This window comes from Pseudomonas mosselii (assembly GCF_003205295.1).
Classification (GTDB): Bacteria; Pseudomonadota; Gammaproteobacteria; order Pseudomonadales; family Pseudomonadaceae; genus Aquipseudomonas; species Aquipseudomonas mosselii_B.
The window spans coordinates 59,961-73,398 of the sequence record NZ_QJRP01000002.1 but is presented as its reverse complement, the minus strand read 5'-3'; the positions used below and the strand labels follow the sequence as shown (position 1 = coordinate 73,398).

Sequence of the window (13,438 nt, the reverse complement as noted above, 5' to 3'; positions counted from 1 at the left end):
GCGAAGAGGCGCACGACGTCCCCAGGCTCCGGAGAGCAAAATGACTGCATCCATCATCACCACCGACGCCCAGGCCCTGGCCGTCGCCGACGAACTCGCCCAACACCTGCGCCAGGACAGCGCCCTGCGCGACCGCGAGCGCCGCCTGCCCCATGCCGAACTCGAACGCTTCGTGCAGTCCGGCCTGTGGGGCATCAGCGTGCCCAAGTCCTTTGGCGGCGCCGGGGTGTCCAACGTCACCCTGGCCAAGGTCATCGCCCGCATCGCCCAGGCCGACGCCTCGCTCGGGCAGATCCCGCAAAACCACTTCTACGCCCTGGAAGTGCTGCGCGTGAACGGCAACCCCGAACAGCAGCGCCGCCTCTACGCCGAAGTCCTCGCTGGCCGCCGCTTCGGCAACGCCCTGGCCGAGCTAGGCACCAAGAACGCCCACGAGCGCACCACCCGCCTGAGCCGCGACGGCGACCACTATCGCATCGACGGCCGCAAGTTCTATTGCACCGGCGCGATCTACGCCCAGCGCATCCCGACCCTGGTGATCGACGAGCAGGAAGTGTCGCACCTGGCCTTCGTGCCCGCCGACAGCCAAGGCATCGAGGTGATCGACGACTGGAGCGGCTTCGGCCAGCGCACCACCGGCAGCGGCTCGGTGGTGTTCAGCCACGTGCTGGTCCGCGCCGAGGACGTGGTGCCGTTCCAGAGCGCCTTCGAACGCCCGACCACGGTCGGCCCGCTGGCGCAGATCCTCCATGCCGCCATCGACACCGGTATCGCCCGCGCCGCCTACGAGGACGCCCTGCACTTCGTGCGCACCCGCAGCCGCCCCTGGATCGACTCCGGCCTCGACAAGGCCAGCGACGACCCGCTGACCCTGAAGAGCTTCGGCCACCTGGCGATCCGCCTGCACGCCACCGAGGCGTTGCTCGAACGGGCCGGGGAAATCCTCGACATCGCCCAGGCCGACAGCAACGCCCAGACCCTGGCCGCCGCTTCCATCGCGGTGGCCGAAGCCCGGGCGATCAGTACCGAAATTTCCCTGGCCGCCGGCACCACGCTGTTCGAACTGGCCGGCAGCCAGGCCACCCTGGCCGAGCACAACCTCGACCGCCACTGGCGCAACGCCCGGGTGCACACCCTGCACGACCCGGTGCGCTGGAAGTACCACGCCATCGGCAACTACTACCTCAACGACGAGAAGCCGCCGCGCCGGGGGACCATCTGATGGCCAAGCAGATCCTGCTCAATGCCTTCAACATGAACTGCATCGGGCACATCAACCACGGTTTGTGGACCCACCCACGGGACACTTCGACCCAGTACAAGACCCTCGACTATTGGACCGACCTGGCCCGCCTGCTCGAGCGCGGGCTGTTCGACGGGCTGTTCATCGCCGACATCGTCGGCACCTACGATGTCTATGGCCAGTCGCTGGACGTGACGCTCAAGGAGTCGATCCAGCTGCCGGTCAACGATCCGCTGCTGCTGGTTTCGGCCATGGCGGCGGTGACCAGGCACCTGGGCTTCGGCCTCACCGCCAACCTGACCTACGAGGCGCCCTACCTGTTCGCCCGGCGCCTTTCCACCCTCGATCACCTGAGCAATGGCCGGGTTGGCTGGAACATCGTCACCGGCTACCTCGACAGCGCCGCCCGGGCCATGGGCCTGGAAAAGCAGCCCGAGCACGACCGCCGCTACGACCAGGCCGACGAGTACCTGCAGGTGCTGTACAAGCTGCTCGAAGGCAGCTGGGCCGACGATGCCGTGATCGCCGACCGCGAGCAGCGGGTCTATGCCCGCCCGGACAAGGTGCGCAAGGTCGAGCACCACGGCGAGTTCTACAAGGTCGAGGGCTACCACCTGTGCGAGCCTTCGCCGCAGCGCACGCCCGTGCTGTTCCAGGCCGGCAGTTCGCCACGCGGGCTGGCCTTCGCCGGCAACCATGCCGAGTGCGTGTTCATCAGCGGCCAGAACAAGGCCGCCACCCGCGCCCAGGTCGACAAGGTGCGCGCCGCGGCCAAGGCGGCCGGGCGCGACCCAGAGGCGGTCAAGGTGTTCATGGGCATCACCGTGATCGTCGCGCCGACCGAGGCGCAGGCCCAGGCCAAGCACGCCGAATACCTACGCTACGCCAGCGCCGAGGCCGGGGTCGCGCACTTCGCCAGCTCCACCGGTATCGATTTCTCGCGCTACGAACTGGACGAGCCCATCGGCTTCGCCAAGGGCAACGCCATCCAGTCCGCCACCCGCCAGTTGCAGGAAAGCGCCTGGACCCGCCGCCGCCTGCTCGAGCAGCACGCCCTGGGCGGTCGCTACGTGACCCTGGTGGGCGACGCCGAGCAGGTGGCCGAGCAACTGATCGCCTGGATCGACGAAACCGGCCTGGACGGTTTCAACCTGACCCGCACCGTCACCCCGGAAAGCTACGAGGACTTCATCGAGCTGGTGGTCCCCGCCCTGCAACGCCGCGGTCGCTACAAGACCGCCTACGCCGAGGGCACCCTGCGCGAGAAGCTGTTCGCCAGCGGCGAGCCGCATCTGCCGGCCGGACACCCCGGCGCCCGCTACCGCAACACCCCCGACCCTGCCCCGACTGGAGCCCTGCACCATGCTTGAGAAACTGTTCCGGCCCGTCGCGGCCATTGCCCTGGGCCTCGGCCTGTCCGCCGCCGCCTTTGCCGCCGAGCCCCTGAAGATCGGCACCACCGCCGCCTTTGCCATCCCCCTGGAGGCGGCGGTGGAGGAGGCCCATAAACAAGGCCTGGAAGTGAAGCTGATCGAGTTCAGCGACTGGATCGCGCCGAATGTCAGCCTCAACAGCGGCGATATCGACGTGAACTACTTCCAGCACATCCCGTTCCTGGAAAACGCCAAGGCCGCCGCCGGCTTCGACCTGGTCCCGTACGCGCCGGGGATCATCAACAACGTCGGCCTATACTCGAAAAAGTACAAGAGTTTCCAGGAACTGCCCGAGGGTGCCAGCGTGGCCATCGCCAACGACCCGATCAACAGTGGCCGAGGCCTGCAATTGCTGGCCAAGGCCGGGCTGATCACCCTCAAGCCGGGCGTGGGCTACAAGGCCACCGAGGACGACATCGTCGCCAACCCGAAGAAGCTCCGGATTCTCCAGGTCGAGGCCGTGCAGCTGGTACGCGCCTATGACGACGCCGACCTGGTCCAGGGCTATCCGGCCTACATCCGCCTGGCCAACAGCTTCGACGCCACCTCGGCGCTGCTGTTCGACGGCCTGGAGAACAAGGAGTACGTGATCCAGTTCGTCATCCGCCCGCAGGAGAAGAACGACCCGCGCCTGGCCAAGTTCGTCGATATCTACCAACACTCGCCGGTCGTGCGCGCCGCCCTGGACAAGGCCCATGGCAAGCTCTACCAGGCCGGCTGGGAAGGCTGACATGGCCCAGGCCAGCGCCCTCAGGGCGCCCGTCCCGCCCGCCGAACCGTTCAAGGCCGAGGAAACGGCCCTGCGCCCGGAGGTGAACCAGGCGCACATCCGCTTCATCGGCCTGGGCAAGACCTATCCGGGCCAGGGCCAGCCGGCGCTGCAAGGCATCGACCTGAACATCCGCCGGGGCGAGATCTTCGGCATCATCGGCCGCAGCGGCGCCGGCAAGTCCTCGCTGCTGCGCACCATCAATCGCCTGGAGCAACCCAGCCAGGGGCGGGTGCTGATCGACCAGGTGGATATCGCGCCGTTCGACGAGGAACGTCTGGTGGCCTTGCGTCGGCGCATCGGCATGATCTTCCAGCACTTCAACCTGATGTCGGCCAAGACCGTGTGGCAGAACGTCGAGCTGCCGCTGAAGGTGGCCGGCGTGGCCAAGGCCGAGCGCCAGCGCAAGGTGCGCGAGCTGCTTGAGCTGGTTGGCCTGGCGGAAAAACATCACGTCTACCCGGCGCAACTGTCCGGTGGGCAGAAGCAGCGCGTCGGCATCGCCCGGGCCCTGGTACATGACCCCGAGATCCTGCTGTGCGACGAGGCCACCTCGGCGCTGGACCCGGAAACCACCGCCTCGATCCTCGAACTGCTGCGTGACATCAACCGGCGCCTGGGCCTGACCGTGGTGCTGATCACCCACGAGATGGCGGTTATCCGCGACATCTGCCAGCGCGTGGTTGTGCTCGAACGTGGCAAGATCGTCGAGCAGGGCGAGGTCTGGCAGGTATTCGGTACGCCGCGCCATGACGTCACCCGCACCCTGCTCGCACCGCTGCAGACCAAGCTGCCGGCAGCCTTGCAGGCCAGCCTGCGCGCCCAGCCGGTCAGCCGCGACGCGGCCGTGGTGCTCAAGCTCGACCTGGTCGGCGAACCGGAGCTGAGCGCCCTGTTCAACGACCTGGGCGGGCGCGTGCGGCTGCTCCAGGGCGGCGTCGAGACCATCGGCGAACAGGCCCTGGGGCAGTTGATCCTGTCCGTGCGCGGCTCGCCACTGGACACTCGCCAATTGCTCGAACGCGCCCGTCGCTGGGCCGCGGATGTGGAGGTACTCGGCCATGTGGATTGATCGCCTGCTGCAAGGCCTGCTTGACACCCTGCTGATGGTCGGCGTGTCCTCGCTGGTCGCGCTGCTCGTCGGGGTGCCGATGGCGGTGCTGCTGGTCACCAGCGACAAGGGCGGGATCTTCGAGGGCCCGGCGCTGAACCGGGTGCTGGGCGCCATCGTCAACCTGTTCCGCTCGATCCCGTTCCTGATCCTGATGGTCGCGCTGATCCCCTTCACCCGCCTGGTGGTAGGCACCACCTATGGCGTGTGGGCGGCCGTGGTGCCGCTGACCATCGCCGCCACGCCGTTCTTCGCGCGGATCGCCGAAGTCAGCTTGCGCGAGGTCGACCATGGTTTGATCGAAGCCGCCCAGGCCATGGGCTGCCGGCGCTGGCACATCGTCTGGCACGTGCTGCTGCCCGAGGCCCTGCCGGGCATCGTTGGCGGCTTCACCATCACCCTGGTGACACTGATCAACTCCTCGGCCATGGCCGGGGCGATCGGCGCCGGGGGCCTGGGGGATATCGCTTATCGGTACGGATACCAACGCTTCGACAGCCAGATCATGCTGACCGTAATCGTGATGCTGGTGGCATTGGTGGCGGTGATCCAGCTGGGCGGGGACCGTCTGGCCAAAGGTTTGAACAAGCGTTGAGGCCATCGCGGGGCAAGCCCGCTCCCACGGTCGAACGTGGGAGCGGGCTTGCCCCGCGATACGATCTCAGCCCCAGTGCAGCTCCGCTGCCGGCACCGGCCGCCCGAACCAGTACCCCTGCCCCAGCTGGCATTGCTGTTCCAGCAGGAACCGCGCCTGCTCCGCCTGCTCGACCCCTTCGGCGTGCACCTGCATGCCCATGCTCCGGGCCAGGGCGATGATCACCCGCACGATGGCGATATCGTCCTCGTCATGGGGCAGGCCCGCGACGAAGCCCTGGTCGATCTTGAGCTTCTGCACGGGCATCCGCTTGAGCCGCAACAATGACGAATAGCCCGTGCCGAAGTCATCGATGGCCAGTGTCACACCCAGCTCACGCAGGCGGTGCAGTTGCTCCAGGGCAACCTCAGGGTCTTCCATCACCGCGCTCTCGGTCACTTCGAGTTCGAGCAACGCAGGATCCAGCCCGGTGTCGTGCAGCGCATCGGCCACCTGCCGATACAGGTCGCGCTGGCTGAACAGGCGGCTGGAAATGTTCACCGCGACGAACGCCAGCTGCCGCCCTTCGGTCTGCCATTGCACCATCTGCCGGCAGGCCTGGTGCAGCACCCAGGCATCGATCTCGGCGATCAGCCCGGTGCGCTCGGCGATGGGGATGAACTCCCCGGGCGGAACCAGGCCGCGCTGGGGATGCTGCCACCGCACCAGCGCCTCGACGCCGATCATCCGAGCGGTGAACAGGTCGTGCACCGGCTGGAAGAACACCCGCAGCTCCTGCTGCTCAAGCGCCCGGCGCAACTCGCCGGCGGTCTCGACCCGCTGCTGGGCATGAGCGGTGAGCTCCTCGGTGTACAGCGCATAGCAGGCGCGGCCGTTGCTCTTGGCCTTGAACAGCGCGGAGTCGGCGTTGCGCAGCAACTGCTCGGCGCTCAGCGCATCGCTGGGGAACAGGCTGATGCCGATGCTGGCACTGATGAACAGGCGATTGCCCTCGAAGCAGAACGGTTCTTTCAAACGCTCGATGATCGACTGCGCCAGCTTGCCGGCCTGGCCGACCTGCTGGCAGTTCTCGGCCAGCACACCGAACTCGTCGCCGCCCAACCGGGCCAGGGTCACGCCGCTGCCCAGCACCTCACACAGGCGCTCGCCGACCAGTTTGAGCAGTTGGTCGCCAATGGTGTGGCCGAGGCCATCGTTGATGCTCTGGAAATGGTCGAGGTCCAGCAGCAACAAGGCGCAGCCACGCTTGTTGGCCTGGGCCGCGGCCATGGCCTGCATGGCGCGGTCGTTGAACAACAGGCGGTTGGGCAGGCCGGTCAGCGGGTCGTGATGAACGAGATAGGCCAGTTCTTCCTCGGTATGCTTGATCGCGCTGATGTCGCTGAAGACCGCGACGTAATGGCTGAGCGCGCCGCTGTCATCGCGAATGGCGCAGATCGTCTGCCACTGCGGGTAGATCTCGCCACTCTTGCGGCGGTTCCAGATTTCTCCACTCCACTCGCCCTTCTCGGCCAGCGCGGCATAGATCTGCTGGTAGAACGGCGCGCCATGGCGGCCGGACTTGAACTTGCTCGGGCGTTGGCCGATGACTTCTTCCTGCTGATAGCCGGTGATGCGCATGAATGCACGATTGACGTGCACGATCAGGCCGTTGCGGTCGGTCACCAGCACGCCCTCCAGGGTGCTGTCGAACACCGCCGCGGCCATGCGCAGGCGCTCACGGTCCTCACTGCGCAGGCGCGCGCCGATGCCGATGAAGTTCAGCAGCCGGGCGCGCGAGACGAAGATCAGCAGGGCGCTGAGCAGCACCCACACCACGACGTTGATCTGACGCCCCACGGTCAGTGCCAGCGGGTCCTCGGTCATGCTGTGCAGAATCCCCTCGGACGCTGCCAGCCAGAGGATCGAGAACACCACGTAGAGCCCGGCCATGCGCAAGGCGTCGCGAACGGAAACAGACATGTCGGGTGGATGAGCCCATGAAAAAGGAAGGGGCATTATAAAGGCTGAAACACCCTGTGACCTCCTATCTAAAAGGGCGACTGGTTTTATTTCCCCACCCGGGGATAATGCGAGCGCTGTTCCCCCTGAGTTTTCGAGGGTCTTTCCCGTTATGTGGTACTACGGTCTACTCGACTTGTCGGCCTGGCAACTGGTCGCCGTCACCCTGCTGATGACCCACCTGACCATCGTCAGCGTCACCATCTACCTGCACCGCTACTCGGCGCACCGCGCCCTGGAGCTGAACGCGGGGCTCAAGCATTTCTTCCGTTTCTGGCTGTGGCTCACCACCGCCCAGAACACCCGCGAGTGGACCGCCATCCACCGCAAGCACCACGCCAAGTGCGAAACCCCGGACGACCCGCACAGCCCCGTGCACAAGGGCCTGGGCACCGTGCTGCGCAAGGGCGCCGAGCTGTACCGTGAAGAGGCGCGCAACGAGGAAACGCTGCGCATCTACGGCAAGAACTGCCCGGACGACTGGATCGAGCGCAACCTCTACACCCGCTACAAGCTCGGCGGCATCGCCCTGATGGCGGTGATCGACCTGCTGCTGTTCGGCACCATCGGCATCACCATCTGGGCGATCCAGATGATGTGGATTCCGTTCTGGGCCGCCGGCGTGGTCAACGGCCTGGGCCATGCCGTGGGCTACCGCAACTTCGAGTGCCGCGACGCCGCCACCAACCTGGTGCCGTGGGGCATCATCATTGGCGGCGAGGAGCTGCACAACAACCACCACACCTACCCCAACTCGGCAAAGCTCTCGGTGCGGCGCTGGGAATTCGACATGGGCTGGATGTGGATCCGCCTGCTGAGCCTGCTGCGCCTGGCCAAGGTGCAGCGCGTCGCGCCCATCGCCCATCGCGTGGAAGGCAAGGCGTCGCTGGACATGGACACCGCCATGGCCATCCTCAACAACCGCTTCCAGATCATGGCCCAGTACCGCAAGCTGGTGATCGGCCCGCTGGTCAAGCAGGAGCTGGACAAGGTCGACGCCTCGATGCGCCACCGTTTCCGCCGCGCCAAGCGCCTGCTCTCGCGGGAAACCAGCCTGCTGCAGGACCGCCACCACGTGCGCATCGAGTCGATGCTGGCCCACAGCCAGGCACTCAAGACCATCTACGAAAAGCGCCTGGCGCTGCAGCAGATCTGGGCGCGCACCAGCGCCAACGGCCACGACATGCTCGCCGCGATGAAGGATTGGGTACACGAGGCCGAGGCCAGTGGCATCCACTCGCTGCGTGACTTCGCCGCCCAGCTCAAGACCTACTCGCTGCGCCCCAACGGCGCCTGAGCACCGTTGATCGGCATGCCCCGCAACGGGGCGTGCCGACCGGAACTTCCCCCCCGCAAATCGACTCAAACCCGGCATATCGCCCGCGTGGCGGGCCGGACCGTGGCCGCACGCCCATCGTCGAGAAACGTTCCGTGCTCATGGCCAAAGACCTCCCACCCACACCTGCCGGCACTCCACGCCCAGAAGCCGCCCAGACCCTGCTGGCCCTGCTCCATGCCCAAGGCGAAGTGGCTCGCTTGAGCGAACGCGAGCAGCTGTACAGCTCGCTGCTCGACAGCGTCAACGCCGTACTCTGGGCCTTCGACTGGGAAACCCGCCAGGTGCTCTACGTCAGCCCCGCCTACGAGCGCATCTTCGGCCGTCCGGCCAGCTTGGTGCTGGCCGACTACAACGAATGGCGCGACGCCATCTACCCGGACGACCTGGAGTACGCAGAGCGCAGCCTGGCCCAGGTACTGGTCAAGGGCACCGTCGAGGACCGCGAGTACCGTATTCTCAATGCCGACAGGGAGGTGCGCTGGCTCAGCGACAAGTGCTACATCAACCAGCAGCGCGAAGGCGACCAGCGGGTGATCATTGTCGGCATCGCCGAGGACATCACCGAAAAGAAACAGCTCGAGGGCGAGCTGCAGCGCCTGGCCACCACCGATGTGCTCACCCAGAGCAGCAACCGCCGACACTTCTTCGAGTGCGCCCAGCAGGCCTTCGACAGCGCCCGCGAGGACGGCACGCCGATGGCTTTCCTGCTGCTGGACATCGACGATTTCAAGCACATCAACGACACCTACGGCCACCAGGAAGGCGACCAGGTGCTACAGCGCATCGCCGACAGCGGCAAGGCCGTGCTGCGCCGTGGCGATCAGTTCGGGCGAATCGGTGGTGAGGAGTTTGCCGCCGTGTTCCCCGGCTGCACCGCACAGGTGGCCGAACAGATTGCCGAGCGTCTGCAGCGGGAGATCCAGCGGTTGAGTTTCAGCCATGGCGAGCACACCTACGGGGTTACCGTAAGCCAAGGGCTGACCGCGTTGCAGGATGAGGATGAAACGCTCGACAGCCTTTTTGCCCGGGCGGACGCGGCCATGTACCGTGCCAAGCGCCAGGGCAAGAACCAGATCGTTAAAGGCTGAAGCGGATCACTTCGCGGCTGCGGTACTCCACTCGTAATCGATCGGCCCGCTACGTGGCCCAGCCAGTTTCCCCCCGGGCTCTTTCTCCAGACCTTCCTTGAAGCCGACTTCGAGAAAATGCCATTGCTGATCGGTGATTTCACCCGCCAGAGCGATGGCTTGGGCTGTGTAGCGTTTGATCAATGCCGCCTTCCTGGAATCTTTCGAATAGCTCATAGGTACCTCCGATATGTGGAAAGTACGTTGCTGGCTCATAGCCGCAACGGGGATCACGAGACTCCCGGCCGAATCGCGAACGAAGCCAAGCGACTGATACAGGGGTTCCGCCCCCGGATCGGGCTGTTGAACTTCGATTCGCGAGTACTTGAGCATTCTTGCGTACTCCGCAACCGCCAGCAGTGACAGTGACGCCACTAGCCCCCTCAATGGGTTACCCGGGCCGGGATTACCCTCCAGCAGGATGATCTTGATGCAGCGCCTGCTTTGCCGGGGACTGGCATAGCAAAGACCGCAGAGCTCCCGTGCTGACCACAACGACAGGTCGAAACCTTTGAGATCGCAGTCCGTCCATCGCGGCACCTCTTCCCAAGGAAAGAGGTGAGTCTGCTCGCCCCAGCGCTGTAAAGCCTCGACAGCCCGGTGACCAATGGGTTCGAAACACATCTTGTCGACGTCAAGCCCAGGCCTGAGCAGACGTTGACTCCTGCAGAATGCTTCCAGGGCGCGCTTCCGCGCTTGCGATCGATAGACCTGATAGCGCAGACCACGGTGTCTGTACGTGCTCATCTTCAACCGCAACCTTCCTGCCATTCCGTTGATGGAGTGGAGGGGAAGCTACGCCTGACGAACTTCTCTGGATACGAACACTCGTCCGCAATATCTGTAGGAAGGGTCCCAAGCCTGATACAACCCCGGCGATACGCCGATCAGACCTGGCGCTCCTCGCCCTCGGCCGGGCCTGCATCGGTAGCCGGTGCAATGATCGGGGCAACCTCCGGCTCGCTCGCAGCAGCTTCCGCTGCCAGACGCTCGGCCTCCTCCCGCGCCAGCGCCTCAGGGTCCACCTTGCGCAGCCGCGACAGCTCCGGCAACCCAAGCTTGAGCAGGCGTGCCGTCTTGCTGCTGGCGACCTTCTCCAGCCCTTCGCTGGGCTTGAGCCGCGACAGCTGTCCGGCCAGGTTCATCGCCAGGATCTCCCGGGAGTAGACGCCGCCGCCCAGCTGGTACACCGCGGCGATCAACTCGCGCAGGTCCAGCGGCAGACGCCAGCGGGTGCGCAGCGCCGAGCCGAACGGCGCGCCGAACTCGTTGAGCGACAGCTCCACCTGGTCCTCGTCCAGCTCGCCACCGGCCAGGCGCCATTCCTGCAAGGTGCGCAGCACCGCCAGGTCACCCAGGCAGTGCAGCAGCCCCGCGCAGTAGCAGCGCGCTTCGTCCACCTCGAGCATGCGCGCCAGGGTGCGGCCGTACTCGGCGGTGTGCAGCGACAGGTTCCAGTAATGGGTGGCGTGCCGCGCCAGCAGCGGGTCGGTCAGACGGGCGCTGCGCTTGAGCGTCAGGCCGAGGATGAGGTTCATGCTCTGGGTGCTGCCGAGCTTGTTCAACGCCTGCAGCAGGGTTTGTACCGGCGCTTCACGGTGCAAGGCAGCACTGTTTGCGGCGGCGATGAGCACGCCGGTGATCTGCGGGTCGTTGCGCACCTCTTCCTCGAGCACCTTGAGGTTGAGCCCGTGGGGATTGAGGGCACGCTTGACCGCCAATTGCACATCGGCGAACAGCGGGCCGCCATCGGCGGTGGCCCGTCGCTGTTCCAGGTAGGCCGGCAGCTGCGCGCCCGGTTGCAGCGGCGGTACCGGGCAGGCGATCTGCTCGCCCACTGCCAGCAGCAGGTTCTCCAGGCGCTTGCGCAGGTTGTCCAGGTCGAGCGGCTTGCTCAGGTAGGCGGTCGGGTGCAACGGCAGCGCCTCGCGCACACTGGCGCTGTCGGTGCGATCACTCATGAGGATGAACGGCAAACCGGGCTTGTCGCCCTTGGCGCGCACCTTGCGCAACAGATCGAGGCCGTCGAACCCTGAGAGTTCACGGGCGGCGATAATCAGGTCGGGTTTTGCCGCCAGCGCGCTCAGCGCCTCGGAACCATCGGCACAGACCTGCAGGCGGGCGTCGCAGCGCACGCTAAGCAGCATTTCGCTGAGCATGTCGCGCACCCAGGGATCGCCTTCGGCAATCAGCACGCAGGGGGGGACGGGGTCGACAGCGCTCATGGGCTATTCTCCAGGCTATGACGCGCGATCCATCGCAGCTTCCACGGAATCCTCGTACAACCTTAGCGCCTGACGCTGGCGAGCGGCACAAAAAAAACCCGCCGAGGCGGGTTTTTTTCTGAAGCGTGTCACATTTTTCAGGCCAGTTCGGCGAAGCACTCTTCGATGATGGCCAGGCCTTTGTCCAGCAGCGCGTCTTCGGCGGTCAGCGGAACCAGGATCCGCAGGACGTTGCCGTAGGTGCCGCAAGACAGCAGGATCAGGCCCTTGTCGCGAGCCTTGGCGACCACCTGGGCAACGGCGGCGGCGTTCGGGGTGTGGGTGCCTTTCTCGAAGACTTCCACGGCGATCATCGAGCCCAGACCACGGACATCGCCGATGATCGAATGCTTCTTCTGGATTTCACGCAGGCCGGCGGTCAGGCGCTCGCCGACAGCCTTGCTACGGTCCAGCAGTTTCTCTTCCTCGAACACTTCGATCACGGCCAGGGCCGCGGCGCAGGCGATCGGCGAACCGGCATAGGTGCCGCCCAGGCCGCCCGGGGCGATGGCGTCCATGTACTCGGCCTTGCCGCACACACCGGCCAGCGGGAAGCCGCCGGCGATGGACTTGGCGAAGGTGGTCAGGTCAGGCGCGACGCCCATCTGCTCCATGGCGAAGAAGGTGCCGGTACGGCCAGCGCCGGTCTGCACTTCGTCGGCGATCAGCAGAATGCCGTGCTGGTCGCACAGGGCGCGCAGGCGCTTCATCAGCTCTTTCGGCGCCGGCAGGAAGCCGCCTTCGCCTTGTACCGGCTCGAGGATGATCGCGGCGATGTCGCGCGGCTCGGCGTCATTCTTGAAGATGCGCTCGACCGAAGCGATGGCATCGTCGACGCTGATGCCGTGCAGTTCGCTCGGGAACAGGGCGCGGAAGATGCCGCCTGGCATCAGGCCCATGCCAGCGGAGTACGGCACGACCTTGCCGGTCAGGCCCAGGGTCATCATGGTGCGGCCGTGGTAGCCGCCGGTGAAGGCGATCACGCCGGCACGGCCAGTGGCGGCACGGGCGATCTTCACGGCGTTTTCAACGGCTTCGGAGCCGGTGGTGACCAGCAGGGTCTTCTTGTCGAAGTTGCCCGGGACCAGCTTGTTGATCTTCTCGCACAGCTCGACGTAGGGCTCGTAGGCCAGCACCTGGAAGCAGGTGTGGCTGACCTTGGTCAGCTGCTCTTGCACGGCCGCTACCACTTTCGGGTGCAGGTGGCCGGTGTTCAGTACCGCGATGCCGCCAGCGAAGTCGATCAGTTCGCGGCCTTCAACGTCGATCACGGTCGAGTTCTTCGCGGTGTCGACGAAGATCGGGTGGATCTGGCCAACGCCACGTGGGACGGCGGCTACACGGCGTTGCATCAGGGATTCGTTGGTCTTGCTCATAGTGCCCTCAATGGCGCCGGTTCTGCGGCGCTTTTATTCGGGGGTGGCTGGATGCAGGCGTGCACAGTATTCGTTGATCGACTGCCACACATGCCCTGGCCACCAGGTACCGCTATGTCAAAAAGGCCAGCAAGACGTCGCTCTCGCGCCCCGCTGGCAGAGGTAAAAGCGTTTACCTGG

11 protein-coding genes are annotated in these 13,438 nt (G+C 65.7%); 7 read left to right on the top strand and 4 right to left on the bottom strand.

What is annotated here, in order from left to right:
- Positions 1 to 40: 40 nt before the first annotated feature.
- From DMX06_RS02195 to DMX06_RS02175, 5 genes are read left to right on the top strand one after another with little or no spacing between them, the layout of a single operon-like run.
- Positions 41 to 1,222: an SfnB family sulfur acquisition oxidoreductase gene (locus tag DMX06_RS02195; protein WP_110734167.1), complete on the top strand. Its 1,182-nt coding sequence runs from the start codon at positions 41 to 43 to the stop codon at positions 1,220 to 1,222.
- Complete coding sequence (locus tag DMX06_RS02190) at positions 1,222 to 2,613, top strand: LLM class flavin-dependent oxidoreductase (RefSeq protein ID WP_110734165.1); 1,392 nt, start codon at positions 1,222 to 1,224, stop codon at positions 2,611 to 2,613. Before DMX06_RS02195 ends, DMX06_RS02190 begins: the two co-directional genes overlap by 1 nt.
- Positions 2,606 to 3,406: a MetQ/NlpA family ABC transporter substrate-binding protein gene (locus DMX06_RS02185; protein WP_110734163.1), complete on the top strand. Its 801-nt coding sequence runs from the start codon at positions 2,606 to 2,608 to the stop codon at positions 3,404 to 3,406. Before DMX06_RS02190 ends, DMX06_RS02185 begins: the two co-directional genes overlap by 8 nt.
- Before the next feature lies 1 nt (position 3,407).
- Positions 3,408 to 4,517 (top strand): methionine ABC transporter ATP-binding protein, encoded by a 1,110-nt coding sequence (locus DMX06_RS02180; RefSeq protein WP_110734161.1) that lies wholly within the window; start codon positions 3,408 to 3,410, stop codon positions 4,515 to 4,517.
- On the top strand, positions 4,507 to 5,151 hold the full coding sequence (locus DMX06_RS02175) for a methionine ABC transporter permease (protein ID WP_110734159.1): 645 nt from the start codon (positions 4,507 to 4,509) through the stop codon (positions 5,149 to 5,151). The genes DMX06_RS02180 and DMX06_RS02175 overlap by 11 nt, the downstream gene beginning before the upstream one ends.
- 66 nt (positions 5,152 to 5,217) lie before the next feature.
- On the opposite strand, the gene dibA is transcribed toward DMX06_RS02175, so the two are convergent.
- Complete coding sequence (dibA, locus tag DMX06_RS02170) at positions 5,218 to 7,113, bottom strand: phosphodiesterase DibA (RefSeq protein ID WP_110734157.1); 1,896 nt, start codon at positions 7,111 to 7,113, stop codon at positions 5,218 to 5,220.
- 151 nt (positions 7,114 to 7,264) lie between these two features.
- Between dibA and desA the strand changes: the two genes are divergently transcribed.
- The gene (desA, locus tag DMX06_RS02165; protein WP_110734155.1) at positions 7,265 to 8,449 is read left to right on the top strand and encodes a delta-9 fatty acid desaturase DesA; all 1,185 of its coding nucleotides are present in this window, start codon (positions 7,265 to 7,267) and stop codon (positions 8,447 to 8,449) included.
- Positions 8,450 to 8,589: 140 nt separating this feature from the next.
- Complete coding sequence (locus DMX06_RS02160) at positions 8,590 to 9,579, top strand: GGDEF domain-containing protein (RefSeq protein WP_110734153.1); 990 nt, start codon at positions 8,590 to 8,592, stop codon at positions 9,577 to 9,579.
- Positions 9,580 to 9,585: 6 nt separating this feature from the next.
- Here DMX06_RS02160 and DMX06_RS26250 read toward each other — a convergent pair whose 3' ends face one another.
- The 3 genes from DMX06_RS26250 to gabT form a co-directional block, all read right to left on the bottom strand.
- On the bottom strand, positions 9,586 to 10,365 hold the full coding sequence (locus DMX06_RS26250) for a hypothetical protein (protein WP_181427766.1): 780 nt from the start codon (positions 10,363 to 10,365) through the stop codon (positions 9,586 to 9,588).
- Between the two features lie 140 nt (positions 10,366 to 10,505).
- Positions 10,506 to 11,843: a response regulator gene (locus tag DMX06_RS02150; RefSeq protein ID WP_258378794.1), complete on the bottom strand. Its 1,338-nt coding sequence runs from the start codon at positions 11,841 to 11,843 to the stop codon at positions 10,506 to 10,508.
- Positions 11,844 to 11,980: 137 nt separating this feature from the next.
- Positions 11,981 to 13,258 (bottom strand): 4-aminobutyrate--2-oxoglutarate transaminase, encoded by a 1,278-nt coding sequence (gene gabT, locus DMX06_RS02145; protein WP_110734151.1) that lies wholly within the window; start codon positions 13,256 to 13,258, stop codon positions 11,981 to 11,983.
- Between the last annotated feature and the right edge of the window lie 180 nt (positions 13,259 to 13,438).

Excerpts from the sequence above, each read along its gene's own strand:
- DMX06_RS02195 (WP_110734167.1), top strand. The coding sequence starts at position 41 with ATGACTGCATCCATCATCACCACCGACGCCCAGGCCCTGGCCGTCGCC.
- dibA (WP_110734157.1), bottom strand. The coding sequence starts at position 7,113 with ATGTCTGTTTCCGTTCGCGACGCCTTGCGCATGGCCGGGCTCTACGTG.
- DMX06_RS02160 (WP_110734153.1), top strand. The coding sequence starts at position 8,590 with ATGGCCAAAGACCTCCCACCCACACCTGCCGGCACTCCACGCCCAGAA.
- DMX06_RS02185 (WP_110734163.1), top strand. The coding sequence starts at position 2,606 with ATGCTTGAGAAACTGTTCCGGCCCGTCGCGGCCATTGCCCTGGGCCTC.
- DMX06_RS26250 (WP_181427766.1), bottom strand. The coding sequence starts at position 10,365 with ATGAGCACGTACAGACACCGTGGTCTGCGCTATCAGGTCTATCGATCG.
- DMX06_RS02175 (WP_110734159.1), top strand. The coding sequence starts at position 4,507 with ATGTGGATTGATCGCCTGCTGCAAGGCCTGCTTGACACCCTGCTGATG.
- DMX06_RS02180 (WP_110734161.1), top strand. The coding sequence starts at position 3,408 with ATGGCCCAGGCCAGCGCCCTCAGGGCGCCCGTCCCGCCCGCCGAACCG.
- desA (WP_110734155.1), top strand. The coding sequence starts at position 7,265 with ATGTGGTACTACGGTCTACTCGACTTGTCGGCCTGGCAACTGGTCGCC.
- gabT (WP_110734151.1), bottom strand. The coding sequence starts at position 13,258 with ATGAGCAAGACCAACGAATCCCTGATGCAACGCCGTGTAGCCGCCGTC.
- DMX06_RS02150 (WP_258378794.1), bottom strand. The coding sequence starts at position 11,843 with ATGAGCGCTGTCGACCCCGTCCCCCCCTGCGTGCTGATTGCCGAAGGC.
- DMX06_RS02190 (WP_110734165.1), top strand. The coding sequence starts at position 1,222 with ATGGCCAAGCAGATCCTGCTCAATGCCTTCAACATGAACTGCATCGGG.